The sequence below is a fragment of the Streptomyces sp. DI166 genome, assembly GCF_900091315.1.
GTDB lineage: Bacteria > Actinomycetota > Actinomycetes > Streptomycetales > Streptomycetaceae > Streptomyces > Streptomyces fuscus.
Map to the genome: position 1 here is coordinate 83,362 of NZ_FLSP01000018.1, position 23,182 is coordinate 106,543.

Annotated in this window: 25 protein-coding genes and 1 other RNA gene; 15 read left to right on the forward strand and 11 right to left on the reverse strand. The window is 71.4% G+C overall.

Annotation, left to right across the window (positions count from 1 at the left end; translation table 11 throughout):
* Nucleotides 1–222: 222 nt before the first annotated feature.
* The 3 genes from GA0115233_RS11890 to GA0115233_RS11900 are packed head-to-tail and all read left to right on the forward strand — an operon-like array spanning nucleotide 223 to nucleotide 1,993.
* A complete protein-coding gene (locus GA0115233_RS11890) occupies nucleotides 223–768 on the forward strand; it encodes a SigE family RNA polymerase sigma factor (protein ID WP_093720148.1) in 546 nt (181 codons plus the stop codon).
* Nucleotides 765–1,730, forward strand: a complete 966-nt coding sequence (locus GA0115233_RS11895) for a hypothetical protein (RefSeq protein WP_093720149.1) — start codon at nucleotides 765–767, stop codon at nucleotides 1,728–1,730. The genes GA0115233_RS11890 and GA0115233_RS11895 overlap by 4 nt, the downstream gene beginning before the upstream one ends.
* Nucleotides 1,661–1,993, forward strand: coding sequence for a hypothetical protein (locus GA0115233_RS11900; protein WP_093720150.1), 333 nt, complete (start codon nucleotides 1,661–1,663; stop codon nucleotides 1,991–1,993). The genes GA0115233_RS11895 and GA0115233_RS11900 overlap by 70 nt, the downstream gene beginning before the upstream one ends.
* A gap of 18 nt (nucleotides 1,994–2,011) precedes the next feature.
* Here the strand turns inward: GA0115233_RS11900 and GA0115233_RS11905 are convergent, their stop codons facing one another.
* The 3 genes from GA0115233_RS11905 to GA0115233_RS11915 form a co-directional block, all read right to left on the reverse strand.
* Nucleotides 2,012–2,959 carry an N-acetylmuramoyl-L-alanine amidase gene (locus GA0115233_RS11905; protein WP_093720151.1) on the reverse strand — a complete coding sequence of 316 codons (948 nt, stop codon included), beginning with the start codon at nucleotides 2,957–2,959 and terminating at the stop codon, nucleotides 2,012–2,014.
* A 22-nt stretch (nucleotides 2,960–2,981) separates the two neighbouring features.
* A complete protein-coding gene (locus GA0115233_RS11910) occupies nucleotides 2,982–3,641 on the reverse strand; it encodes a class I SAM-dependent methyltransferase (RefSeq protein WP_093720152.1) in 660 nt (219 codons plus the stop codon).
* 82 nt (nucleotides 3,642–3,723) lie between these two features.
* Nucleotides 3,724–5,190, reverse strand: coding sequence for an MFS transporter (locus GA0115233_RS11915; RefSeq protein ID WP_255310150.1), 1,467 nt, complete (start codon nucleotides 5,188–5,190; stop codon nucleotides 3,724–3,726).
* A gap of 182 nt (nucleotides 5,191–5,372) precedes the next feature.
* Between GA0115233_RS11915 and GA0115233_RS11920 the strand changes: the two genes are divergently transcribed.
* From GA0115233_RS11920 to GA0115233_RS11930, 3 genes are read left to right on the forward strand one after another with little or no spacing between them, the layout of a single operon-like run.
* A complete protein-coding gene (locus GA0115233_RS11920) occupies nucleotides 5,373–6,800 on the forward strand; it encodes an MFS transporter (RefSeq protein ID WP_093720153.1) in 1,428 nt (475 codons plus the stop codon).
* 51 nt (nucleotides 6,801–6,851) lie between these two features.
* Complete coding sequence (locus GA0115233_RS11925; protein ID WP_093720154.1) at nucleotides 6,852–7,391, forward strand: SigE family RNA polymerase sigma factor; 540 nt, start codon at nucleotides 6,852–6,854, stop codon at nucleotides 7,389–7,391.
* A 29-nt stretch (nucleotides 7,392–7,420) separates the two neighbouring features.
* Nucleotides 7,421–8,194, forward strand: a complete 774-nt coding sequence (locus GA0115233_RS11930; RefSeq protein WP_255310151.1) for a hypothetical protein — start codon at nucleotides 7,421–7,423, stop codon at nucleotides 8,192–8,194.
* A 60-nt stretch (nucleotides 8,195–8,254) separates the two neighbouring features.
* On the opposite strand, the gene GA0115233_RS11935 is transcribed toward GA0115233_RS11930, so the two are convergent.
* Nucleotides 8,255–8,887, reverse strand: coding sequence for a response regulator (locus GA0115233_RS11935; RefSeq protein WP_093720156.1), 633 nt, complete (start codon nucleotides 8,885–8,887; stop codon nucleotides 8,255–8,257).
* 267 nt (nucleotides 8,888–9,154) lie between these two features.
* On the opposite strand from GA0115233_RS11935, the gene GA0115233_RS11940 reads away from it, so the two are divergent.
* The 3 genes from GA0115233_RS11940 to GA0115233_RS11950 all read left to right on the forward strand — a co-directional run bounded on the left by GA0115233_RS11940 (nucleotide 9,155) and on the right by GA0115233_RS11950 (nucleotide 12,204).
* A complete protein-coding gene (locus GA0115233_RS11940; protein WP_093720157.1) occupies nucleotides 9,155–10,012 on the forward strand; it encodes a MaoC/PaaZ C-terminal domain-containing protein in 858 nt (285 codons plus the stop codon).
* A 120-nt stretch (nucleotides 10,013–10,132) separates the two neighbouring features.
* Complete coding sequence (locus tag GA0115233_RS11945) at nucleotides 10,133–11,209, forward strand: Zn-dependent alcohol dehydrogenase (protein ID WP_093720158.1); 1,077 nt, start codon at nucleotides 10,133–10,135, stop codon at nucleotides 11,207–11,209.
* Nucleotides 11,210–11,220: 11 nt separating this feature from the next.
* Nucleotides 11,221–12,204 (forward strand): 3-oxoacyl-ACP reductase, encoded by a 984-nt coding sequence (locus GA0115233_RS11950; RefSeq protein WP_255310152.1) that lies wholly within the window; start codon nucleotides 11,221–11,223, stop codon nucleotides 12,202–12,204.
* Nucleotides 12,205–12,268: 64 nt separating this feature from the next.
* Here the strand turns inward: GA0115233_RS11950 and GA0115233_RS40980 are convergent, their stop codons facing one another.
* Both GA0115233_RS40980 and GA0115233_RS11960 read right to left on the reverse strand, forming a co-directional pair.
* Entirely contained in the window at nucleotides 12,269–12,421 is a 153-nt protein-coding gene (locus GA0115233_RS40980; protein ID WP_093720159.1) for a hypothetical protein, read from the reverse strand.
* Nucleotides 12,422–12,518: 97 nt separating this feature from the next.
* Nucleotides 12,519–13,757, reverse strand: coding sequence for a hypothetical protein (locus tag GA0115233_RS11960; RefSeq protein ID WP_093720160.1), 1,239 nt, complete (start codon nucleotides 13,755–13,757; stop codon nucleotides 12,519–12,521).
* Nucleotides 13,758–13,955: 198 nt separating this feature from the next.
* On the opposite strand from GA0115233_RS11960, the gene GA0115233_RS11965 reads away from it, so the two are divergent.
* From GA0115233_RS11965 to GA0115233_RS11975, 3 genes are read left to right on the forward strand one after another with little or no spacing between them, the layout of a single operon-like run.
* Nucleotides 13,956–14,795 (forward strand): Nif3-like dinuclear metal center hexameric protein, encoded by an 840-nt coding sequence (locus tag GA0115233_RS11965; protein ID WP_093720161.1) that lies wholly within the window; start codon nucleotides 13,956–13,958, stop codon nucleotides 14,793–14,795.
* Nucleotides 14,792–15,535, forward strand: a complete 744-nt coding sequence (locus GA0115233_RS11970; RefSeq protein WP_218063459.1) for a zinc ribbon domain-containing protein — start codon at nucleotides 14,792–14,794, stop codon at nucleotides 15,533–15,535. Before GA0115233_RS11965 ends, GA0115233_RS11970 begins: the two co-directional genes overlap by 4 nt.
* 12 nt (nucleotides 15,536–15,547) lie before the next feature.
* Nucleotides 15,548–16,714, forward strand: coding sequence for a bifunctional RNase H/acid phosphatase (locus tag GA0115233_RS11975; protein WP_093720162.1), 1,167 nt, complete (start codon nucleotides 15,548–15,550; stop codon nucleotides 16,712–16,714).
* On the opposite strand, the gene eda is transcribed toward GA0115233_RS11975, so the two are convergent.
* Nucleotides 16,689–17,336 carry a bifunctional 4-hydroxy-2-oxoglutarate aldolase/2-dehydro-3-deoxy-phosphogluconate aldolase gene (gene eda, locus GA0115233_RS11980; RefSeq protein WP_176711741.1) on the reverse strand — a complete coding sequence of 216 codons (648 nt, stop codon included), beginning with the start codon at nucleotides 17,334–17,336 and terminating at the stop codon, nucleotides 16,689–16,691. The genes GA0115233_RS11975 and eda overlap by 26 nt on opposite strands.
* A gap of 73 nt (nucleotides 17,337–17,409) precedes the next feature.
* The gene (yaaA, locus tag GA0115233_RS11985) at nucleotides 17,410–18,192 is read right to left on the reverse strand and encodes a peroxide stress protein YaaA (RefSeq protein WP_093720164.1); all 783 of its coding nucleotides are present in this window, start codon (nucleotides 18,190–18,192) and stop codon (nucleotides 17,410–17,412) included.
* A 76-nt stretch (nucleotides 18,193–18,268) separates the two neighbouring features.
* Here yaaA and GA0115233_RS11990 point away from each other — a divergent pair, with 76 nt between their 5' ends.
* Nucleotides 18,269–19,705 carry an RNB domain-containing ribonuclease gene (locus tag GA0115233_RS11990; RefSeq protein WP_093720165.1) on the forward strand — a complete coding sequence of 479 codons (1,437 nt, stop codon included), beginning with the start codon at nucleotides 18,269–18,271 and terminating at the stop codon, nucleotides 19,703–19,705.
* Here the strand turns inward: GA0115233_RS11990 and GA0115233_RS11995 are convergent.
* Nucleotides 19,656–20,441 carry a MerR family transcriptional regulator gene (locus tag GA0115233_RS11995; protein WP_093720166.1) on the reverse strand — a complete coding sequence of 262 codons (786 nt, stop codon included), beginning with the start codon at nucleotides 20,439–20,441 and terminating at the stop codon, nucleotides 19,656–19,658. The genes GA0115233_RS11990 and GA0115233_RS11995 overlap by 50 nt on opposite strands.
* 122 nt (nucleotides 20,442–20,563) lie before the next feature.
* Between GA0115233_RS11995 and GA0115233_RS12000 the strand changes: the two genes are divergently transcribed.
* A complete protein-coding gene (locus GA0115233_RS12000) occupies nucleotides 20,564–21,133 on the forward strand; it encodes a Uma2 family endonuclease (protein WP_093720167.1) in 570 nt (189 codons plus the stop codon).
* Nucleotides 21,134–21,166: 33 nt separating this feature from the next.
* Nucleotides 21,167–21,571, forward strand: an RNA gene (gene rnpB / locus GA0115233_RS12005) — RNase P RNA component class A.
* 151 nt (nucleotides 21,572–21,722) lie between these two features.
* Here rnpB and GA0115233_RS40985 read toward each other — a convergent pair.
* Both GA0115233_RS40985 and GA0115233_RS12010 read right to left on the reverse strand, forming a co-directional pair.
* A complete protein-coding gene (locus tag GA0115233_RS40985) occupies nucleotides 21,723–21,866 on the reverse strand; it encodes a hypothetical protein (RefSeq protein ID WP_176711742.1) in 144 nt (47 codons plus the stop codon).
* 314 nt (nucleotides 21,867–22,180) lie between these two features.
* A partial coding sequence (locus tag GA0115233_RS12010) for a hypothetical protein (RefSeq protein ID WP_218063457.1) occupies nucleotides 22,181–23,182 on the reverse strand: 1,002 nt, incomplete at its 5' end.

Here is a 23,182-nt window from a genome sequence, read left to right on the forward strand (position 1 = left end):
TCGCTGTCACCATGTCGCCCTCAGGCCCGGTGTGAAGCGCGGGGGTGACCCCTCATCGTAGGGACGACACTATCGTCCGTCCCGTCACGGTGTCCCCCGGGATCATCGTTTGTGAACGTCCCGCCCGCTACCTGCGCAGGAAACTCACGGTTCCTCCGGTCAACGGTTCTGCCCCGCCCGCGCGTCCCCTACATGTCGATGACAGTTCCAGGAGAGGCGGACATGGCAGGCAGACGCGACGAAGAGGCGTTCTCCGAGTTTGTGCAGCTCCGTTCAAGAGCCCTGCTGCGCACCGCCTATCTCCTCTCCGGCGGCGACCACGCACTGGCCGAGGACCTGCTGCAGTCCGCGCTGGTCAAGGCGTACGTCGCCCTGCCCAGGCTGCGTGAGCCGCGGGCGCTGGAGGCCTACGTCCGGCGGACGCTGGCCAACACCGCCACTTCCTGGTGGCGCAGCAGACGCGTGCGCGGCGAGCGACTGACCGGCGGTCTGCCGGAAGGCGCGCTCGACGTGCCCGACCCCGTTGCCCCGGACGGAGCCTCGGAGGTCGACGAACGGGAGCGGATCTGGGCCTGGGTGTGCTCGCTGCCGCCCCGACAACGCGCGGTGATCGTACTGCGTTACTACGAGGACCTCACCGAGCCGCAGACCGCCGAGTTGCTGAGCTGCTCGGTCGGCACGGTGAAGACCCAGGCCCACCGGGCCCTGAAGAAGTTGCGCGCGATGGTCGCCGGGGGATTGCCGAACGCTGTGGAGGAAGCGCTGTGACGGAGCGGAGCGAAGAGCAGGAACAGGGCGGCCAGGTGCGGGAACTGCTCGCCACACGGGCGGACGAGGTGTCCCTGCCCGACGGTTGGGCGGACCGCGTGCTGCGCGACGGCAAACGCGCGGTGGGGCGGCGGCGGTTGGCCGCGACGACCGCAGCGGTGGCCGCGGTCGCGGCGGTCGGGGTCCTGCTGAGCGGTCTGCCGGGGACCGGCGAGCAGCCGCCGGCCTCGCGGCCGGAGTGGGCGACCGCGGACTCGGTACCGCAGGCGCTGCGGAAAATGCCCGTCGGGCCGGACACGGATGTGCCGTACGGGACGCGCGGCGAGCAGGGAAAGGGAGCCCTGCGGGTCATGCTCGGCGGCCGGGCGATCCCCATTCCGAAGGAGTACACCGGGCTTCGGATCTGGCGCGCCGGAGACAGGGGATTCGTCTATCTCGCGGACGGGCCCGGCGATGTCGCGGTCGTGGTCCATGTCGACGCGGACGGAACCTCGACGGAACTCGAACGCACGGCGAAGGGCGAGTACACCACCCAGCTCAACGTCTCCGAGGACGGGCGGTTCGCGGCGTGGACCGTGCACCCCAACGAGGGCCGGTCGCAGGTCGTGAAGCGCGCCGATCTGACCACCGGCAAGGTCGGCTCCCGTTCCTACGACGACATCGACTCGGTCCACGGTTTCGCCGGTGACGACGTACTCATCAACTGGGACGCGCGCGTCCAGAACATCGGCAGCCTCGACCGGGACGGAACGCCCTGGCCGTCCGCGGACCGGGACGGGGGGTGGAGGACTACTCGGTGGCCTCGGACACCGTGCTCCTGTCCACGTCCGACGGCTGCATGCGCGCCTATTCCATCGCGCAGCCGGACAACCAGCGCTGGAAGGTTTGCGACATGGAGGACGTGCACTTCTCGCCGGACGGGCAGCGGTTCGTCGCCCTGCGCGAGGGCGGATACGTCGTGAGCGACACGTCGAGCGGCGAGGTGACGGGCGGGCTGTGGTCGGTCCCATCGGTCCATCCCCAGGACATGGCCTGGGAGGACGACGACACGGTGCTACTGGAACTGGCCGAGGCGAAACCCGCTCGGACCAAAGACGGAATGATTGCCCCTATCGCCCCGCAGTACGGGCCGTCCTACTTGGTCCGCTGCCACGTGGAACAGGAACGCTGCGAACTCGTGGACACGGGCGGCCCGGTCAAGGCCTTCCCCAGCTCCAGCTCGTAGGCACGGGCGCCGGGCTTCCTACTTCTCAAGGAAGCCCGCGATCCCCTCGGCGATCCCCTGTGCCGCCTTCTGCCGCCAGGTCTCGCTGGTCAGCTGGGCCGCGTCCTTGCTGTCGCGCATGTTGCCGCACTCGATGAAGACCTTGGGGACCGTCGACAGGTTGAGACCGCCCAGGTCCTTACGCGTGACGAGACCGGTGCCGCCGCCGACGTAGTTGGAGGGGGCGCTGCCGGTGACACGGACGAAGGCGCCGGCGATGCGTTCGCCGAGGTTCTTGGAGGGGGCGACGATCGGACGGGTGTCGGCGGCGCCGGAGTTGACCGCGCCGGGGAGGATGACGTGGAAGCCGCGGTTGCCGCTGCCCGCGCCGTCGGCGTGCAGGGAGACCACGGCGTCGGCCTCGGCCTTGTTGCCGATGCGGGCCCGCTCGTCGATGCACGGCCCGTACGAACGGTCCCCGTCGTGGGTGAGTTCGACCGTGGCGCCCTGCTTCTCCAGCAGCGTGCGCATGCGGTGGGCGACGTCCAGGGTGAAGTCGGCCTCCCGGTAACCGGAGTTCGTGGCCGTGCCGGTGGTGTCGCACTCCTTCATGCCCGTACCGATGTCCACCTTGCGGTTGATCTCGGAGGCGTGCTGGAAGTTGCCCGGGTTGTGGCCCGGGTCGATGACGACGACCTTGCCCGCGAGGGGACCGGTGGCGGCGGGCTCCGTGGAGGGGGACGAGGTCGGTTCTTCCGTGGGCGTCTCGCTCGGCCGCTCGGAGTCGGTGGTCCGGGCGGAAGCCGTCGGTGTTCCCACCGCCGCCTTGTCCGAGCTGCCTCCCCCGTCGTCCGAGCCGCCGAACGCCGCGTACGCCCCCCATCCGAGCAGCGCGCCCGGCACGAGCGCGACGAGCGCCACCGTCAGGGGGCGGCGACGGGGGCGGCGGGGCGGCTGCGGATCGAAGTCCGGTCCTACGTACGACACGACTGCGACTCTAACCGCGCCCTCAGATCCCCGCCCCCGTTCGACGCAGCACCCGCAGCGAGTCCGTGACGGAGATCTCCTCGAACGCGCCCGACTCCAGCGCGCGCAGGTAGACGCGGTACGGGGCCTGGCCGGTGAACTCGTCCACCGGGTCCGGGAAGACGTCGTGGATGACGAGCAGGCCGCCTTCGGCCACATGGGGGGCCCAGCCCTCGTAGTCGGCGGTGGCGTGCTCGTCGGTGTGGCCGCCGTCGACGAAGACCAGGCCGAGCGGCGTCGACCAGAGGCGGGCGATCTGCGGGGAGCGGCCGACCAGGGCCACCACGTGGTCCTCCAGGCCCGCCCCGTGCAGGGTGCGGCGGAAGGCGGGCAGCGTGTCCATCACGCCCAGCTCGGGGTCGACCGTCTCCGGGTCGTGGTAGTCCCAGCCCGGCTGCTGCTCCTCGCTGCCGCGGTGGTGGTCGACGGTGAGGGCGGTCACCCCGGCGGCCCGGGCCGCGTCGGCGAGCAGGATCGTGGAGCGCCCGCAGTACGTGCCGACCTCCAGCAACGGCAGCCCGAGCCGCCCCGCCTCCACGGCCGCCGCGTACAGGGCGAGGCCCTCACCCGTGGGCATGAACCCCTTCGCCGCCTCGAACGCGGCGAGGATCTCGGGCTTGGGGGCCGGGTGTGCCGAGGTCATGGGCGGGGCCTTCCGGTCGTACGGGCTTGTCGGCGCCCCATGCTGCCGTACGTCCCCTTTGGCGCGGTGACGGGGCTGGGTGTCAGCGGGTGCGGAGTTCCGCGAGAGCACCGCTCTCCTCGGTCACCGCCGCCTCCCCTTCACTGCTGGCCCGCAGCCGCGGCGCCCGGTCCGGCTTGGGCAGGAACAGGGCCAGCAGCAGGCCGACCGCCACCGCGGCGGTCGCGATCAGGAACGAGACGCGGAAGCCGTGCATCGTGGGGACCGCCACACCGTTCACCGTGTCCGCCGTGTTGGCCAGCACCATGCCGATGACGGCGCTGGAGACGGACGTACCGATGGACCGCATCAGCGTGTTCAGGCCGTTCGCCGCGCCCGTCTCGGAGGCCGGGACCGCGCCCACGATCAGGGCGGGGAGCGAGGAGTAGGCGAGGCCGATGCCGGCGCCCAGCAGCACCGAGATGACCAGGGACTGCCAGGCCGCGCTCATCAGACCGAGGCCCGCGCCGTAGCCGACGGCAATGATCAGCAGGCCGAGGATGAGGGTGAACTTCGGGCCGTGCTTGGCGGAGAGGCGGGCGTAGACCGGCGCCGTCACCATCATCGTCAGGCCCAGCGGCGCGACCAGCAGGCCCGCGACGACCATCGACTGGCCGAGGCCGTAGCCGGTGCTGGTGGGGAGCTGGAGGAGCTGGGGCAGGACCAGGGAGACGACGTAGAAGGAGACGCCGACCATGATCGAGGCGAGGTTGGTGAACAGGACCGCCGGGCGGGCGGTGGTGCGCAGGTCGACCAGCGGGGCCTTGGCGCGCAGCTCGTAGGCGCCCCACAGGAGCAGTACGGCGGCGGAGGCCGCGAACAGGCCGAGCGTGGTGGCGGAGGACCAGCCCCAGTCGCTGCCCTTGGTGATGGGCAGCAGGAAGAGGACCAGGCCGGTGGACAGGCCCAGCGCTCCCGGCAGGTCGAAGGAGCCCTGGGCGCGCATCGGGGTCTCCGGTACGACGAGCAGGGTGAGGGCGATGGCGAGGGCGCCGAGGCCGGCGGCGCCGTAGAAGAGGGCGTGCCAGTCGGTGTGCTGGGCGATCAGGGCCGCGCCGGGCAGCGCGAGTCCGCCGCCGACGCCGATGGAGGAGCTCATCAGCGCCATAGCCGAGCCGAGCCGCTCGCGGGGCAGCATGTCGCGCATCAGGCCGATGCCGAGCGGGATGGCGCCCATCGCGAACCCCTGGAGGGTACGGCCGACGATCATCGGCACCAGGGCGCTGGTCACGGCGCTGACCAGGGCCCCGGCCACCATCACGGCGAGGCTGAGGACCAGCATCCGGCGCTTGCCGTACAGATCGCCGAGGCGTCCCATGATCGGCGTGGCCACGGCGCCGGAGAGGAGGGTGGAGGTGAGGACCCAGGTGGCGTCGGCCGGTGAGGTGTCCAGCAGCTGCGGCAGGTCCTTGATGACCGGCACCAGCAGGGTCTGCATCACCGCGACCACGATGCCCGCGAAGGCGAGCACGGGGACGACGGCGGGCCGGTCGTTGGTCGTACGTGTCATGTGTAGCTTGAAGTCGGTGCGCCGGGGCAACTATTCCGATGCTTCGGCTTACTAACTAAATCTTGACCTTCTCATGGGGTCGTGCCGACGGGGGTGCTGACCGGCCGCCCACGACCTACGTCCAAGGACCGAGCAAGCTCACGGCCAAAACCTGATGCCAGGACCGTTCCGGTGTTGAGAGCATGACGCCCATGCTCGATGCCGCCGAAGTCAGCCGTGTGCCCCGTCGTACCGCGCCGCCGATGTGGCTGGTGGTGGCGCTCGCGTGTGCCGGGCAGTTCCTGGTCGTGCTGGACGTGTCCGTGGTGAACACCGCGCTGCCGTCCATGCGTACCGGGCTCGGGCTGAGCGAGCACGGGCTGCAGTGGGTGGTGAACACCTACACCATCGCCTTCGCCGGGTTCATGCTGCTCGGCGGCCGGGCCGGTGACCTCTACGGGCGCAAGCGGATGTTCCTGGTCGGGCTCGGCCTGTTCACGCTGGCCTCCCTCGGCGGCGGGCTCGCCCAGGACGACTGGCAGCTGCTGCTCGCGCGCGCCGTGCAGGGACTCGGCGCGGCCGTACTGGCGCCGTCGACCCTGACCATCCTGACCTCCGCCGTCCCGGAGGGCCCGGCGCGGGCGCGGGCGATAGCCACCTGGACCGCGGTCGGCGCGGGCGGCGGCGCCGCGGGCGGACTCGTCGGCGGACTGCTCGTCGAGGCGCTGTCCTGGCGCTGGGTGCTGCTGATCAACGTGCCGGTCGGCGCGGTCGTGCTGTTCGGCGCCGCCCGCTGGCTGGCCGAGAGCCGCGCGGGCGACGGACGCCGGCTCGACCTGCCCGGCGCGGTCCTGGTGACCGCGGGCCTCGCCACCCTCGCCTACGGCATCTCGCAGACCGAGGCCGAGGGCTGGACGGCCACCGCCACCCTGGTCCCGCTGGCCGCCGGGCTCGCCATGATCGCCCTCTTCCTCGCCGTGGAGGCCCGTACGGCGGCCCCGCTGATGCCGCTCGGGCTGCTCGCCCGCCGCTCGGTGTCCTCGGCGAACGTGTCGATGTTCCTGTGCGGCTCGGCGATGTTCTGCATGTGGTTCTTCATGACGCTGTACGCCCAGAACGTCCTCGGCTACAGCCCCCTGGAGGCCGGACTCGCCCTGGTCCCCAGCTCCCTCGCCGTGGTCGTCGGCTCCAAGCTCGCCCCCCGCTTCATGCCGGGCCTCGGCGCCCGCGCCCTGGCGGCGATCGGCACCCTCGTGGCCGCCATCGGCTTCGCCTGGCAGTCGACGATGACCGTGGACGGTTCCTACCTCACCGCGATCATGATCCCCGGCATCCTGATGATGTTCGGCGCCGGTCTCACGGCCACCCCGCTCGCCGCGCTGGCCACCTCCGGGGCACCGCCGCAGGAGGCGGGACTGGTGTCGGGGCTGGTGAACACCTCGCGGACGATGGGGGGTTCGCTGGGACTCGCGGTGATGTCCACCATCGCCGCCACCCGCACCGGGTCCGGGGACTCCGCGGAGGCGCTCACCGAGGGGTACGCGCTGGTGTTCCGCACGGGCACCGGAGTACTCGTGGCCGGGACGCTGCTGATGCTGCTGTGGCTGCCGCGGAGAATGTCCGCGGAGTGAGGCAACGGTCCGGGTGGCTCATGGACTCCTTTACTCATCTAGGAGGTGCCCATGGGGGAACGGACAAAGGCGCGGGACGAGGAGTTCCAGCACTTCGTCGCCGGCCGCTGGCCGCGGCTGATGCGCACGGCATTTCTCCTCACGGGGGAGCAGCACGCCGCGGAGGACCTGGTCCAGTCGACGCTGGAACAGGTCTACGTGGCCTGGCGCAGAGTCGGCGCGGCCGACGAACCGGACGCGTACGTACGGCGGGTGATGATCAACGCCCATGCGCGCAAGCACCGCAGACGGCTCGTGGAGTTCCTGGCGCCCAGGGACGACTCCGGCCTGGTCCGTGAGGTGCCGGACACCGGTGACCGCATCGCCCAGGCAGACGACCGGGGCGTGCTGCTGAAGGCGCTGGCCCAACTCCCGCCCCGCCAGCGCGAGGCGGTGGTCCTGCGCTACTGGGAGGACCTCACCGAATCCCAGACGGCGGAGGCGATGGGCTGCTCGGTCGGCGCGGTGAAGAGCAACGCGGCCAAGGGGATCGCGAAACTGCGCGCCATACCGGGGCTGGCGGAGACGGTGACGTACGGGGGGCGGAAGTGATGCACGCGGACCGGGAGTCGAACGGCGACATGACACACAGGGACATCGCCCTCCTGCTGGCCGAGGCGGCGGACGGGGTCGAGATCGGTATAGCCCCGACCCAGACGGTGATCCGCCGGGGCCGCAGGCGCCGGGCACGCAGGTGGGCGGTGGCGGCGGTCACGGCACTGGTGATCGGTGCCTCGACCGGGGCGCTGGCGGTCACCGGGGCGGTGGGCGGCCGGGACGACGGGCAGGTGGCCTCCGGGCAGGTCGACCTGACGTCCCCGCACCGGACCAGGCTGGCGAGCGGCACGGACCGGGGCCGGGAATGGTGGGTCTCCGTCGATGTGTGGTCGGCCCCGCGCGACGAGGCCGAGGCACGGACCGTGTGGGAGGCGATGTCGAAACAGGACGGCACCCCGCAGGACGCCGAACAGCCCTCCGACCTGATCGGCACGATCACCTACTACGTCAAGCGGACGTACGGCGTGGAGACGACGATCGTGCTGGAGAACCGCATCCCACTGCGGGCCGTGGCGTACACACCGGACATCCCCACCGCCGCGATCCCCCTGGTCCCCGACAGTGGCGGCCCCGAGCGCCTGGTCGTCGGCCAAGTGCTCAGCAGCGCCCAGGACATCAAGTGCCGTTGGAAGGACGGCACCGCCACGGAGGTGCGCCGCACCGACAAGGAGGAGTCGATCAGCGCCGACGAAGGCGTGCTCCGTGGTGTCCAGGGCTCACCGGTGGACATGTTCGTCTGTCTGGCTCCCGAGGGGACGTCCTTCGCGATGACGGAGGGCGACTTCCCCGCGTCGTAAACGGACGCCGGCCAGCAGGGCCTGCCGTTCGGGATCAGCCCGGCCATGGCCGACCCACCCCTACAACCACCCCTGCTCCCGCGCCGCCCGTACCGCCTCGGGGCGGCTGCGGGCGCCGACCTTGGCCGTGGCGGAAGAGAGGAGATCGACGACCTCGGACTCGGGGAGCCCCAGCGCGGCGGCGATGTCGGCGAGGGCCGAACCGTCCACCGAGGCACGCAGCACCGCGCATTCGGTGGCGGTGAGCGGACTGGGCCCGGCGTTCAGCGCCGCCGCGGCGAGCGCCGGGTCGATGACCGTCTCCCCGGTCAGCACCCGGCGGATCGCCAGCGCCAGTTCGTCCACCGGGCCGTCCTTCACCAGGAAGCCGACGGCGCCCGCGGCCAGGGCCCGCCGGAGGTACCCGGGGCGGCCCTGCGTGGTGAGGATCAGCACCCGGCAGTCGGGTGCCTGGTCACGCAGGTCGGCGGCGGCCTCCAGGCCGCCGCGCACGGGCAGTTCGACATCGAGCAGTGCCACGTCCGGCCGGTGGACGAGGGCCGCGTCCACCACCGCGTCACCCGAACCGACCTGCGCCACGACCCGAAGGTCCGGCTCCATCCCGAGCAGCACCGCGAGAGCGCCCTGCCCGCTGCCCCGGCCCTCGGCGAGCAGTATCCGGACGGACTTGGCGGGACGGTAATTACGGGGCATTTCGTTCACGGCTCAAGGGTAGGGCGAATGGACGGTATCGGGGCAGGTGGAAGGTGCCCAGGCAGGGTCACAAAGGTGCGCCGGGCGGAGCTGACGCCGTGTCAGGAGTATTCACAACTACAGAACCCTCGGCTATAACGAGTCCGCTGGACTGGAACGCGTTCTAGATCCGCCGATGTCCCTGTGTTCCGATCCACCCTCGCGCGACCTCGGCGCGGCCGACGGTGCGGACGACCGTGCCGAGGTCTCAGACCCGTCAGGAGCCCCATGCCCATCGACCCCGCGAAGGCCCTCGCCGCCGAACCCAAGTCCGGGGAGATCTCCTGGACCGCCAAGGACGTCCTGCTCTACCACCTCGGCATCGGCGCCGGAGTCCCCGCCACCGACCCCGGCGAGCTGCGCTACACCCTGGAGTCCCGGCTCCAGGTCCTGCCCAGCTTCGCCACGGTCGCCGGAGCCGGCGCGCCCGGAGTGATCAGCGGCCTGTCCATGCCCGGCATCGAGGTCGAGCTGGCCCGCGTCCTGCACGGCGGGCAGAGCCTGGAGATCCACCGCCCCCTCCCGGTCGAGGGCACCGCCACCTCCACCAACCGTGTCGCCGCCGTCTACGACAAGGGCAAGGCCGCCGTCCTCGTCCTGCGCACCGAAGTCACCGACGCCGACGGCCCACTGTGGACGAACGACTCCCAGATCTTCATCCGCGGCGAGGGCGGCTTCGGCGGCGACCGGGGTCCCTCCGCCCGGCTGGACCCGCCCACCGGCGAGCCCGACAAGACCGTGGAGCGCACCCTGCGCGAGGACCAGGCGCTGCTCTACCGGCTCTCCGGCGACTGGAACCCCCTGCACGCCGACCCCGAGTTCGCCGCGCAGGCCGGTTTCGACCGGCCCATCCTGCACGGCCTGTGCACCTACGGCGTCACCCTCAAGACGGTCGTCGACACCCTGCTCGGCGGCGACGCGGGCCGCGTGCGGTCGTACGCGACCAGGTTCGCCGGGGTGGTGTTCCCGGGGGAGACCCTGCGTATCCGGATGTGGCACCGGGACGACACCGTCCGGGTCACCGTCACCGCCGTCGACCGGGACGACGCGCCCGCGCTGACGGACACCGTGGTCCGCCACACCTGAGCCGAGCCCCGCACCCGCCACGCACGGAGCCGAGCCTCACGTCCGCCGCCCGCGGGTCCGAACCCCGCCGCATCCACTCCAGAGCTCAAGTCCCAAGCCAACGCCGAGGGGAGCCGCACCATGCGCGCAGCCGTACTGCACGAGACCGGCCAGGACAAACTGGAGGTCCTCGACGACGTGGAGGCGGTCGGCTTCGGCCCCGGCCGGGTACGGATCCGGATCCGGGCCACCGGCCTGTGCCACTCCGACCTGTCCGCGATGAGCGGCGTCCTGCCCCAGCCGGTGCCGTTCGTGCCCGGTCACGAGGGCGCGGGCGAGATCGTCGAGGTCGGAGAGGGCGTCAGCCACCTCAAGCCCGGCGACCGGGTGGTCGTCTGCTGGCTGCCCCCCTGCGGCGCCTGCCCCGCCTGCAAGCGCGGCCAGAGCCAGCTGTGCCTGGCCGGGTTCATGAACGCCGGCACGCCCAACTTCAAGCGCCCCGGCGGCGATGTCTTCGGCTTCGCGGGCACCGGCACCTTCGCCGAGGAGGTCGTCGTCGACGCCGGTTGCGCGGTGCCGATGCCCGAGGACGTGCCGTTCGACATAGCCGCCCTCATCGGCTGCGGCGTGACCACCGGACTGGGTGCCGCGATCAACACCGCCCAGGTGCGGGCCGGTTCCTCGGTCGCCGTGATCGGCTGCGGAGGGGTCGGGATCTCGGCGATCCAGGGCGCCCGTCTCCAGGGCGCCGCCGAGATCGTCGCCGTCGACCCCGTGGAGGGCCGCCGCGAGGCCGCGCTGAGGTTCGGCGCCACCAAGGCCGTGAGCCCCGACGAACTGCCCGACGCCAAGCAGCAGATCACCGCAGGCGAAGGCTTCGACTACGTCTTCGAGGTCGTCGGCAGGTCCGCCACCGCCCGCACCGCCTACGACAACACCCGCCGCGGCGGCACCCTGGTGATCGTCGGCGCGGGCGCCATGGACGACAACCTCCAGCTCAACATGTTCGAGCTGTTCTTCGACGAGAAGCGGATCCTGCCGTCCCTGTACGGCGGCGGCGATGTCCTGCGCTCCTACGAGCGGACCGTCGCCCTGTGGCGGGCGGGCAGGATCGACCTGGCCGGACTGATCACCCACCGGGTGCCGCTGGCGGAGATCAACGAGGCACTGGACCAGATGCGCACGGGCACCGCGCTGCGCACCTGCATCGAGCTGTGAGGGCGGGGCCGATGGAAGGGCAGGTGGAGAACTCCCCGGCCGGGCCCCTGGACAGCCCTCTGGACAGGCCCCTGGAAGGGCTGGCCGCGATCGTCACCGGCGCGGGCCGGGGCCTGGGCCGTGCCGAGGCGCTGGAGCTGGCCCGGCTCGGGGCCGCCGTCATCGTCAACGACTACGGGCAGCCCGGCCGGGACGGTTCCGGTGAGGCCTCCGCCGGACCCGCCGAGGAGACCGCCGCCGAGATCCGTGCCGTGGGCGGCCGGGCGGTGGCGCACACGGGAGACGTCGCCGACTTCCAGGAGGCCGCCCGGCTGGTCGGGCTGGCGATCGAGGAGTTCGGCAAGCTGGACATCCTCGTCAACAACGCGGGCATCCTGCGCGACCGCATGGTCTTCTCGATGACCGAGGAGGAGTGGGACTCGGTGATCCGGGTCCATCTCAAGGGTCACTTCAACACCACCCGGTTCGCCGCCGCGCACTGGCGCGAGCGCTCCAAGGCGGCGGGCGGGCCGGTGTTCGGGCGGATCGTGAACACCTCCTCGGAGGCGTTCCTCGCCGGATCGGCGGGCCAGCCCAACTACGCGGCGGCCAAGGGCGGAATCGTCGGACTGACCACCTCCACGGCTCTGGCGCTCGCCAAGTACGGGGTGACCGCCAACGCCATCTGCCCCCGGGCCCGGACCCGGATGACCGAGGACGTGTTCGGCGAGGCGAGCGCGGAGGGCGGGCTCGACCCGCTCGCCCCCGAGCATGTCGCCCCGCTCGTCGGCTACTTGGCCTCCCCGGCCGCCGCCCGCGTCAACGGCCAGCTCCTCGTCGTGCACGGCGGCATGGTCGCGGTGGTGGAACGGCCCCGGGTACGGGCCCGGTTCGACAGCGGGCAGGAGACGTTCACCTACGACGAGCTGGACGCCGTACTGACGAAGCACTACGCGGACCGGCCGCCGGGGGAGACGTTCGCGGCGGCGGAAGTGCTGGCGCTGAAACGGGCGTAGGGCCGCCGGGCATACGAACGGCCCCGCCCCCCTCGTACAGAAGGGGGCGGGGCCGCTCGGTCGTTCAGGCCGCCGTCTCGGTCGGTTCCGCCGGCTTGCGGTGACGGCCGCGGGGGGCCGCCTCCTGGTCGTGGGACGAGACCGGACCGCGGTGCCTGCCGTGACCGGTGGACTGCTGGTCCTGGGCAGGCGGCATGGTCGTAGTGGCGTCGCTCATCGGAAGAAATTCACCCCGTCAACATGATCTTTCAGACAGCCGGGCGAGTTTAACCGTCGCACCTCGGGCCGAATCCAGCCGCACACGCCAACCGCCACTACTTCGTTACAAGACGCCCCAATGGGGCCTGCTGCAACGGCACCGGACGGGCCATCACCGGCTCCGGGGGATCCGTGTCCGCGGTCTCGGCGGCGTCGGTCGCAGGGGCGTGTGCCGCCGCCGTCGCACCGTCCCGGACCGGATCCCCCGAAGCGTCCTCCCCCTCCCCAGTGGGAGGTCCGACGGGACCGAAGGCCGCCACCCGCTCCACTCCGCACGGCACCGCGTCGGTGGCGTACGGGAGCAGCAGCTCCCCGTCCCGGGTCCACAGTCCGGCGCCCGCCAACCACCCCGTGGGCGCCGGGAGATGACGCATCCTGCGTTCGGCGGGCCGCCACACCCCGACCCAGCTGCCGAGCGGCCCGTCCACCCGCAGGGCCACGCCGCAGTTCTCCGGTTCCAGCACCTGCCCCGGCTGGATCGCGAACGGTGTCACCGCGCAGTCCGGCACCCGCAGGCACTCCGGGAACCGCACCGGCAGCATGCTGCCCAGCACCCCCCAGCCCAGCCGCGCGCCCCGCCCCGGCTCCGGCGCGTCCGAGCCGATCAGCAGAAGCCCGCTGTCCGGGTCGGCGAGCAGCAGCCGGTCGTCGCTGTCCGCCGCGATCTGGAGCAGCGGGGAGACCTCACCGGCCCGCTCCAGGTCCACCACGACGGCCTTGGTACGCCCGCCGACCTCCCGGTCCAGCGCCAGCATCCGCCCCGTCCGGTCCAGCCACACCCCGCCCGAGCAGCGCCCCGGCAGTTCGGCGACGTGCTCGGGGCCGAAGGCGCCGCCCGCCACCAGCCACAGGGTGCTGGTGTGCCGGCCCACGGCGAGCGCGTACGCCCTCAGCCCGCACGGCGCCGGGGGCAGCAGCCGGAGCCGGGTGCCGGGCTCGGGGCACTCCACGGCACCGATCAGCAGTTCACCGGTGCCGGGGCCGGTCGGGTAGAGCAGGGAGAAGACATGGCGTCCGTCGGCCTCCCGGCGGATCAGCACCCGCCCGTCGCCCATCGGGTGCACCTCGGTGCCCGGCTCCTCGGGTTGGTTGCCGGGCAGCGGCACCGCGTACGGCTCCGGTCCGTCCAGCGTCCAGCGCTCCGGGAACCAGTTCTCGCCGTCCCGCGCGAGGCGGGCCGCGTAGGCGCCGTCCGCGGTGATCGCGCACTCCGCCCGCGGCGTCCCCGCGTCGGTGGCCGGGGGTTCGGCGGCCGGCGGTTCGGCAGCCGGGGGTTCGATGGCACAGGCCGTCATCGTCTGGTCACCTCCGGCGACGAAGCTAGTTTTCGCACGCACAGACGTGGGACCGGCAGGCTTCCCCTTCACACAAAGGGGTGGCCCAGGAACGATTCGCCTGAGGAAACGGGGGCCGTTGTGCTCCACGGGGGCCGTGCCGTGCCCGGGACCCCGCGCCGGTACTGCGGCGCAGAACAGGCAGGTAGCCTTTTCCCCGTGCCCCGTCTGTCTGAAGTCATCGCCGCGCTGGAGAACCTGTGGCCCGCCGAGCGGGCCGAGTCCTGGGACGCGGTCGGCACCGTCGTGGGCGACCCCGACCAGGAGGTCGGCCGGGTCCTGTTCGCCGTCGACCCGGTCCAGCAGATCGTCGACGAGGCGGTGAAGCTGGACGCGGACCTGCTGGTCACCCACCACCCGCTCTATCTGCGCGGGACGACGACGGTGGCGGCCTCCCACTTCAAGGGCCGCGTCGTGCACACGCTGATCAAGAACGACATCGCGCTGCACGTCGCCCACACCAACGCCGACACCGCCGACCCGGGAGTCAGCGACGCCCTCGCCGGCGCCCTCGACCTCAGGGTCGTACGCCCGCTGGTGCCCGACCCCACCGACCCCTCCGGCCGCCGCGGCCTCGGCCGTGTCTGCGAGCTGGACCACCCGCTGACCGTCCGCGCACTCGCCGACCTCGCCGCCGCCCGGCTGCCCGCCACCGCGCAGGGCATCCGCGTGGCCGGCGACCTCGGGGCCACCGTCCGCACGATCGCGGTCAGCGGCGGCTCCGGCGACAGCCTCTTCGACGTCGTCCGCGCCGCGGGCGTCGACGCCTTCCTCACCGCCGACCTGCGCCACCACCCGGCGTCCGAGGCGGTCGCCCACAGTCCTCTCGCGCTGCTCGACGCGGCGCACTGGGCCACCGAGTGGCCCTGGTGCGAGCTGGCCGCAGCCCAGCTCGACGAGATCTCCGACCGCCACGGCTGGGACCTTCGGGTCCATGTCTCCAAGACGGTCACCGACCCCTGGACCAGTCACTCCCCTTCACCTGGAGCCCCCAACTGAACGCCGCGCCCGCCGACCAGATCCGCCTTCTCGACGTCCAGGCCCTCGACGTGCGCCTCCAGCAGCTCGCGCACAAGCGCCGGTCGCTGCCCGAGCACGCCGAGATCGAGTCGCTGACCAAGGACCTCACCCAGCTGCGCGACCTGCTCGTGGCCGCGCAGACCGAGGAGAGCGACTGCGCCCGCGAGCAGACCAAGGCCGAGCAGGACGTCGACCAGGTCCGCCAGCGCGCCGCCCGCGACCAGCAGCGCCTGGACTCCGGCGCCATCACCTCGCCGAAGGACCTGGAGAACCTCCAGCGCGAGATCGCCTCCCTCGCCAAGCGCCAGGGCGACCTGGAGGACGTGGTCCTGGAGGTCATGGAGCGCCGCGAGTCCGCCCAGGAGCGGGTCGCCGAGCTGACCGAGCGGGTCTCCTCCGTGCAGTCGAAGATCGACGACGCGACCGGGCGCCGGGACGCGGCGTACGAGGAGATCGACGGCGAGGCCGCCACGGTCACCAAGGAGCGCGAGGTCGTGGCCGGTTCCGTCCCGGCCGACCTGCTCAAGCTCTACGAGAAGCTGCGCGAGCAGCAGGGCGGCATCGGCGCGGCGAAGCTGTACCAGCGCACCTGCCAGGGCTGCCGCCAGGAGCTGTCCATCACCGACATCAACGACATCCGCGCCGCCGCCCCCGACACGGTGGTGCGCTGCGAGAACTGCCGCCGCATCCTGGTGCGTACGGCCGAGTCCGGACTGTAGGGAGCCTGCGGCGTGCGGGAGTTCATCGTCGAGGCGGACGGCGGGTCCCGGGGCAACCCCGGGCCCGCGGGCTACGGCGCGGTGGTCACCGACGCGGCGACCGGCCAGGTTCTGGCGGAGCGTTCCGAGTTCCTCGGCGTGGTCACCAACAACGTCGCCGAGTACCGGGGCCTGCTGGCGGGTCTGCGAGCCGCGTACGAGCTGGACCCGACCGCCTCGGTGCACGTTCGGATGGACTCCAAGCTCGTCGTGGAGCAGATGTCGGGCCGCTGGAAGATCAAGCACCCCGACATGAAGCCGCTGGCCATGGAGGCGTCACGGGTGTTTCCGTCGGAGCGTGTGACGTACGAGTGGATTCCGCGCGAGCGGAACAAGCACGCGGACCGGCTGGCGAACGAGGCGATGGACGCGGGGGCGGAAGGGACACCGGGGGCACCGGGGACCACCGGGGCACCGGCTCCGAAGGCCGAGGCCGACGTACGCGCCGCCAGGACCGTCGCCGGGGCGCCCGACGCGAAGACCGTGGCCACCCCCGGCTGGGCCCCCGCCGACATGGGCGCGCCCGCGACCTTCGTACTGCTGCGGCACGGGGAGACGGCGCTGACGCCGCAGAAGCGGTTCTCGGGCAGCGGCGGCAGTGACCCGGTGCTGTCGGAGATCGGCCGGGAGCAGGCCGAGCGGGTCGCCGAGGCACTGGCCCGGCGCGGCACGATCCAGGCGATCGTGGCGTCCCCGCTGGCCCGTACCCGGGAGACCGCGGAGGCGGTGGCCAAGCGCCTGGGCCTTGAGGTGGCGGTCGAAGAGGGCCTGCGCGAGACGGACTTCGGCGCGTGGGAGGGCCTGACCTTCGGCGAGGTCCGCGAACGCTACCCGGACGACCTGAACGCCTGGCTCGCCGACCCCGAGGCCCGCCCCACCGGCGACGGCGAGAGCTTCACCGAGACCGCCACCCGGATCGCGGCCACCCGGGACAAGCTGATCGCGGCCCACGCGGGCCGCACGGTGCTGCTGGTCAGCCACGTGACCCCGATCAAGACCTTCATACGGCTCGCACTCGGCGCCCCGCCCGAGTCCCTGTTCCGCATGGAACTCTCGGCGGCGTCCCTGTCGGCGGTGGCGTACTACGCCGACGGCAACGCGAGCGTACGGCTCTTCAACGACACGTCCCACCTGCGCTGAGCCCCGCCGCCGCACGCGCCAGCGCCTCGACCCGGGCCCAGTCCCGCGCGGCGACGGCATCGGCGGGGAGCATCCAACTCCCGCCGACGCACCCCACGTTGGGCAGCGCGAGATACTCCGGCGCGGAGTCGGGCCCGATCCCCCCGGTGGGACAGAACCGCGCCTGCGGCAACGGCCCGGACAGGGACCTGAGATAGGCCGTACCGCCGGCGGCCTGCGCCGGGAAGAACTTCATCTCCGCCACCCCCCGCTCCAGCAACGCCACGACCTCCGAGGCGGTGGACACCCCCGGCAGGAACGGCACCCCGGCTCCCCACATGGCGTTGAGCAGCACGTCGGTCCACCCGGGACTGACAAGAAACCGAGCCCCGGCCCCGACGGCCGCCTTTACCTGCGCGGGCGCGATGACGGTCCCCGCCCCCACGACAGCCTCCGGAACTCCGTCCGCGATGGCCCGTATGGCATCGAGCGCGCGGGGCGTCCGCAGGGTCACCTCGATGGCGGGCAGACCTCCGGCGACGAGGGCCCGGGCGAGGGGTACGGCGTCGGCGGGATCGTCGATGACGACGACGGGGAGGACGGGGGCGAGATCGAGAAGGGAGGACGGCGGCACGCTGCTCATGCGAGACATCGTGCCGCCGAGAAGCGCCCTGCGCAAAGGTCATTGCGCATGATGCAATGGCGCTGGTCTTGGCTTAGTGAATCTCCTCCACAAGCACGTCGAGTGACCAGGCGGTGTTGCCCTTCTTCGGCGCCTCGGCCTCGACGACGTACCCGAGATCCCGCAGCGCCTCCACCAGCTCGGCGGGCCCGGCGGGCCGCACCCCACCCACGAGCAGACTCCGTACGATGCGCCCCTTGGTGGCCTTGTTGAAGTGGCTGACGACCTTCCGGGTGGGCGCGTGCAGCACCCGCACGCTGGCGGTCCGCCCGGCGACCTCCCCCTTGGGCTTCCAGGCACCGGCATAGGCGGCCGACCGCAGATCCAGCACCAGCCCGCCCCCGGCGACCTCGGGCAGGACGTCGGCCATGGCGGTACGCCAGTGAGCGGCAAGGGCACCGAGCCCAGGCAGCTTGACGCCCATGGAGCACCGGTAGGAGGGGATCCGGTCGTTGACGTGCACGGCGCCCCACAGCCCGGAGAAGACCAGCAGCGACCGCGTGGCCTGCCGCTTGGCGGCGGCGTCGAGGGAGGCAAGGTCGAGGGCGTCGTAGAGCACGCCGGTGTAGATCTCCCCGGCGGGCCGCGCCCCCGCGGTCCTCAGCCCGGCATTCTTGGCGATCTCGCCCCGCAGCCCCTCACTCAGCCCGAGCACCTCACGCGCCTTCTCCTCGTCCGAGGCGCACAGCTCGACAAGCTCGTCGAGCACGGCCGCACGGGCCTCCGCCAGACCGGGCAGCGACAGCGACTCCGGCTTCAACGGGGCCCCACGACCGGAGGACGCCTTGCCTTCGGAGGGCGGCAGCAGGACAAGCACGGGTGGATCTCCTTCGCTAGAGCTCGGCCACAGCGTACGGCGTGCCACCCGGCGCCCCCCGCCCTACGCTCGCTGTATGCCCCGCCGCCACATCCGCGTGACCGGCGCCCCCAAAGCCCCCCTCCGGGCCGCGCTGGCAGCGCTGCGCACCGAACTGGACATACCGGAGAGCTTCCCGCCGAAAGTTCTGGCGGAGGCCGAGAAGGCAGCAAGGGACCCGTCCCTCCCCCTGGACGACGCGACGGACGTCCCCTTCTTCACCATCGACCCGCCCACGTCGACGGACCTGGACCAGGCGATGCACCTGTCCCGCCAGGGCACGGGCTACCGGGTCCGCTACGCGATAGCGGACGTGGCGGCCTTCGTGGCCCCCGGCTCGCTCCTGGACAGGGAGGCCCACGCCAGGGTGATGACCCTGTACTTCCCGGACACCCGCGTCCCCGTGCACCCCACCGTCCTGAGCGAGGGCGCGGCAAGCCTGCTCCCTGGCGAAACCCGCCCGGCGGTGCTCTGGACCCTGGACCTGGACGCGGAGGCCCGCCCCCTGTCGGTGGACGTGCGCAGAGCGCTGGTCCGCAGCAGGGCGAAGCTGGCCTACGAGGCCGTGCAGAAGGAGATAGAGGGAGGGGGAGCAGAGGAGCCGTTGGCGCTGCTGAGGGAGATAGGCAGCCTGCGGGAGTCCCTGGAAGTGGACCGGGGAGGCATCTCCCTGCGCGTCCCGGAGCAGGAAATCATCGAACGGAACGGCGGCTACGAACTGTCGTACCGGGCCCCGTTGCCGGCCGAGTCCTGGAACGCCCAGATCTCCCTGATGACGGGCATGGCGGCGGCGGACCTGATGCTCGGCTACGGCACCGGAGTACTCCGTACGCTTCCGGCGGCCCCGGACGGAGCGGTGGGCCGCCTGCGCCGTACGGCCACGGCCCTGCACATCGACTGGCCGCACCATGTCTCGTACGCGGAACTGGTCCGTTCCCTGGACCCGAACCAGCCGCACCACGCGGCGTTCCTGCTGGAGTGCACGACGCTGCTGCGGGGCGCGGGTTACACGGTGTTCCGGGACGGCGCCCTCCCGGAGATCACGACGCACGCGGCGGTTGCGGCCCCGTACACCCACTGCACGGCGCCCCTGCGCCGCCTGGCGGACCGCTACGCGACGGAACTGTGCCTGTCGGCGGCAGCGGACACACCGCCGCCCGAGTGGGTCCTGTCCGCCCTGTCCGACCTCCCGAAGGAGATGACGGAGGGATCGCGGAGAGCCGGCACGGTGGAACGCGAGTGCGTGGACATCGTGGAGGCGGCACTGCTGACGGACCGGGTGGGGGAGGAGTTCGAGGCGTGCGTGGTGGACGTGGACGAACGCAGGCCGGGCGTGGGCACGGTGCAGCTGGTGGACCCGGCGGTGATCGGCAGAGTCGAGTCTCCGAGCCCCCTTCCGCTGGGGGAACGCCTGCGCGTACGCCTCACGCAGGCGGACCTGGGGGAGGCGCGGGTGAGTTTCGCCCCCGTGTGAGGAGCAGCTCGACGGCCCGCCGGAGGGCCTCGGCCTGGGCGGGGGCGAAGTCGGCGTAGAGGGCGCGGAGGAAGGGGCTGTCGAGGTCGATTCCCTCGCGGTCATCGGGGAGCAGCCCGTCGGGAAGCGAGCCGACAAGCGCTGTGGCCGCCGCCTCCACCCTTGGATCATCAACCTCGGCGTCTGCCAGGTCGTCGAGGAGGGCGTAAGCGGCCCGCGCCCGCTCGATCCCGTCGGGGCCGCTGAGGCTGCCGCTGATGAGGGAGACGAACCGTTCCCGGTCCTCGGGCCGGGTGCCGGTCTCGATGAGAGCGAGGACCTCCCGGTCCTTGGCGGCCATGGGGGAGTCGGCGAGATGGGCGGTACGCCGAAAGAGCGAGGCAAGCTCGTCGGACACAGGCCCCTCGGAGCCAATGCCGCCGTCCATGAGCGCCCGTAGCCGTGCCCTCCGCTCCCGAATCTCGGCCTCCTGCCGGGCAAGGTCCTGATCAAGCTCGGCAAGCACCTCACCGAACTCCTTGCCGGCATCGTCGGCGAGCACGTCCCGCACCTCGGCCAGCCCGAGCCCCAACTCGGTGAGCCGCCGAATCCGCGCCAGCAGGACGGCATGCCGAAGCCCGTAGTCCCGGTACCCATTGCTCAGCCGCTCCGGCTCGGGGAGCAGCCCGAGGTGGTGGTAGTGCCGGATGGCGCGGGTGGTGACACCTACGGCGTCGGCGAGCTCTCCGATGCGCATGGGGACAGTAGAAACCTTGACGGGGCGGGAGGGTCAAGGGTGGTGGGCTTCGGGGGTCTCGTGCGGGTGATCTTCCGCGATCCGGGTGCTGAGGACGGCGCGCGGACCGTCGTATAGGCGCCATGACGCACCACGACCCGATCACGCAGAAGCTCCTGCTGGACTGGTTTGTTGGCTTGGAGATGCCGAAAGGGCTGAAGGCGGAGTTGCTGGAAGGAGAGTTCGCGGCGACACCGGTACCGGACGGACAGCATGAGCACTGCGTCAGCAGGATCGTCGAGCAGGTGACCGAGCATTCCGCGACCAAGATGCAGTTCGCGGCCAACAAGGGCCTGACGCTGGGGAGCGCGGAGGGGTGCCTGCCGGACCACGTGATCCCGGACGGGACGTTCGCCCGCAAGAAGCGAAGGCTGTTCCGAGGAGCCGATCCGTGGATGCCGTGCGAGGGCGTGACGATGGTGCTGGAGGTAACCAACCGCAGCTCGGAGCGAGACTGCGCAACGAAGCGCCGCTGCTACGCCCGAGCGGGCATCCCCCTGTACCTCCTGGTCAACCGCGAGACGAACTGGATCACGCTGCTGCGGTCCCCGAAGTCGGACGACTACCAAGAACTCCACGCGGTGGCCCTGGGCAACCCCCTACCGCTCCCGAAGCCCTTCTCCTTCGACCTGGAGACCAGGGACTTCCTCTGACCCCCCGCCCGGTACCATGGTCGACACGGCAGACGAGCCGGGCGGACGGCCGCGTGGGGTTCCTTCGGGAACCTCCCGAGGAACGTCCGGGCTCCACAGGGCAGGGTGGTGGCTAACGGCCACCCGGGGTGACCCGCGGGACAGTGCCACAGAAAGCAAACCGCCGGGGACCTCGCGTCCTCGGTAAGGGTGAAACGGTGGTGTAAGAGACCACCAGTGCCCAGGGTGACCTGGGCAGCTAGGTAAACCCCACCCGGAGCAAGGTCAAGAGGGGCGCCGTAAAAAGCGCCCTGCGCGGACGTTCGAGGGCTGCCCGCCCGAGTCCGCGGGTAGACCGCACGAGGCCGGTGGCAACACCGGCCCTAGATGGATGGCCGTCGCCCCGGCCCCCGCGAGGGAACCGGGGAACAGAACCCGGCGTACAGCCCGACTCGTCTGCCGCTGCCTGCGGCCTTGCCTCGTTACGCGGCCACAAGTCCCTCGGGAGTCCCTCGGACAAGGCTGAAGGTCGCTGAAAAGTCCCTGGAGCGGATGGGCGGGCACGTAGGGAGCGGATCGCAGTCCCTGGCGGTTGGCCTTGGACCGGCGATTACGTGGCCTCGGCGTTGGTGGTTCGTGTGGGGTCGTGCGGCCCATTTGGCGCGCGCTGCGGCGAGCCTGGGCGCACCGCGCGAAGCTCTTCCAACCGCCCGGCCACCGTCTCGATGAACTCGGCCAGCTGGTCGTGATCCATCGGACGGGTGTACAAGTCGACGGCCACTTCCACCAGAACGTGCCGTACAGCTGCGGGTGGACGTCGGCCGGGTGGGGCGTTCCATCCATGTCGCCGGTGTGATCGACCGTGCACCAGGACGGACACGTGACGGTGTGCCGGATACCGTACCTGTCGTCGTACGTCCAAGTGTGGCCAGCCGTTGCCGCGGTCGCCATGGTCTGCCCGGACATCAGGCCGGCGATCTGCGTACGTGCTGCCCGGAGCTACGCCAGGTGCACGCTCATGTCCAGTCCGGGCGCTTCGTCGTTGACCTGGGACAGGTGGAACGCTGCTCATTTGAAGAGCACCTTGGCTACCGCCTCACCGATCTTCGTGGCCAGGTCCTGGCGGGTGGTGACGAACATGATGGCCCCCATGACGATTAGGTACCAGCGCAGGCTCGATGCCAGTTCGCTTTGTGCGATGGCCGGGATAAGGGGAAGGAAGATGCCCGCGGCGATCAGCACTGCCGCAGGAATGAGGCGGAGGATGGCGGCGGCGAATCTGTTCACCCGTGGGGCGGCCTGATCTGGGGCGTTGGCAAGGAGCGCGGTTCGGTCACCGGCGCAGAAGGCCTGAGTGCCGCGTACGAGGGACGTGACTACGGCGTCCACGTCGTGTGCCGAGTACGCCTCGGCGAGGGTGCGTTTGTGGCTGCGTACGATGGCGGCGATGCGCCGGGCTTCGTCTCGCAGCTCCGTGTGCGTGCCGTCCTCCGCTGTGCCGAAGCGCCGGGAAAGCGAAGCATCGCGCTCCACTTGGGCCGCGACGATCTCCAACCATGCTCGCCACTTCGTGACTTGGCTGTCGTCGTGCCAGCGGCGACGTTCGCGATGAATGGATGCCGCTGTTCCGAGTAGGAAGAGGGCGATGTGGTCGTAGGGGCGGCACCAGAGGGCGTCCAAGTAGTTCGTCAGCCAATGGTTGAACGCCAGGCTGCCATTGGCGACGATGACAATGCCGGACAGGGTCAAGGCACTCATCGAGGCTGCGGTGGCGTTGAAAGCGGAACCGTTGGGATCGGATTCCCATGTGGTAACGGCGAAGAAGAGGAAGACCAGGCAGGCCGACCCGAACATCGTGTAGAGAGTGAGCTTCTCGAACAGGCGGCCAAGCGAAGGGGCGAGCAAGTAGGTCGTGAGTGCCACTGCCGCGGCTGGTGCCAGCATGAGCACGCCGGCTGCTCCGGCTCCGCCCATGTAGCTGAGCAAGGATCCAGCCGAGCTGCCGGACGGAAACTCGGAATGCGCGAGTACTACGGCGATGACGATGACGATCACGGGCAGGCTGAAGAG

Bases quoted from the DNA above. Each gene is read 5' to 3' on its own strand.
- GA0115233_RS11890 (WP_093720148.1), top strand. From the start codon at position 223: ATGGCAGGCAGACGCGACGAAGAGGCGTTCTCCGAGTTTGTGCAGCTC.
- GA0115233_RS11900 (WP_093720150.1), top strand. From the start codon at position 1,661: ATGGAGGACGTGCACTTCTCGCCGGACGGGCAGCGGTTCGTCGCCCTG.
- GA0115233_RS11910 (WP_093720152.1), bottom strand. From the start codon at position 3,641: ATGACCTCGGCACACCCGGCCCCCAAGCCCGAGATCCTCGCCGCGTTC.
- GA0115233_RS11915 (WP_255310150.1), bottom strand. From the start codon at position 5,190: ATGACACGTACGACCAACGACCGGCCCGCCGTCGTCCCCGTGCTCGCC.
- GA0115233_RS11920 (WP_093720153.1), top strand. From the start codon at position 5,373: ATGACGCCCATGCTCGATGCCGCCGAAGTCAGCCGTGTGCCCCGTCGT.
- GA0115233_RS11925 (WP_093720154.1), top strand. From the start codon at position 6,852: ATGGGGGAACGGACAAAGGCGCGGGACGAGGAGTTCCAGCACTTCGTC.
- GA0115233_RS11930 (WP_255310151.1), top strand. From the start codon at position 7,421: ATGACACACAGGGACATCGCCCTCCTGCTGGCCGAGGCGGCGGACGGG.
- GA0115233_RS11935 (WP_093720156.1), bottom strand. From the start codon at position 8,887: ATGCCCCGTAATTACCGTCCCGCCAAGTCCGTCCGGATACTGCTCGCC.
- GA0115233_RS11940 (WP_093720157.1), top strand. From the start codon at position 9,155: ATGCCCATCGACCCCGCGAAGGCCCTCGCCGCCGAACCCAAGTCCGGG.
- GA0115233_RS11945 (WP_093720158.1), top strand. From the start codon at position 10,133: ATGCGCGCAGCCGTACTGCACGAGACCGGCCAGGACAAACTGGAGGTC.
- GA0115233_RS11950 (WP_255310152.1), top strand. From the start codon at position 11,221: ATGGAAGGGCAGGTGGAGAACTCCCCGGCCGGGCCCCTGGACAGCCCT.
- GA0115233_RS40980 (WP_093720159.1), bottom strand. From the start codon at position 12,421: ATGAGCGACGCCACTACGACCATGCCGCCTGCCCAGGACCAGCAGTCC.
- GA0115233_RS11960 (WP_093720160.1), bottom strand. From the start codon at position 13,757: ATGACGGCCTGTGCCATCGAACCCCCGGCTGCCGAACCGCCGGCCGCC.
- eda (WP_176711741.1), bottom strand. From the start codon at position 17,336: ATGAGCAGCGTGCCGCCGTCCTCCCTTCTCGATCTCGCCCCCGTCCTC.
- GA0115233_RS11990 (WP_093720165.1), top strand. From the start codon at position 18,269: ATGCCCCGCCGCCACATCCGCGTGACCGGCGCCCCCAAAGCCCCCCTC.
- GA0115233_RS11995 (WP_093720166.1), bottom strand. From the start codon at position 20,441: ATGCGCATCGGAGAGCTCGCCGACGCCGTAGGTGTCACCACCCGCGCC.
- GA0115233_RS12000 (WP_093720167.1), top strand. From the start codon at position 20,564: ATGACGCACCACGACCCGATCACGCAGAAGCTCCTGCTGGACTGGTTT.
- GA0115233_RS40985 (WP_176711742.1), bottom strand. From the start codon at position 21,866: ATGGATCACGACCAGCTGGCCGAGTTCATCGAGACGGTGGCCGGGCGG.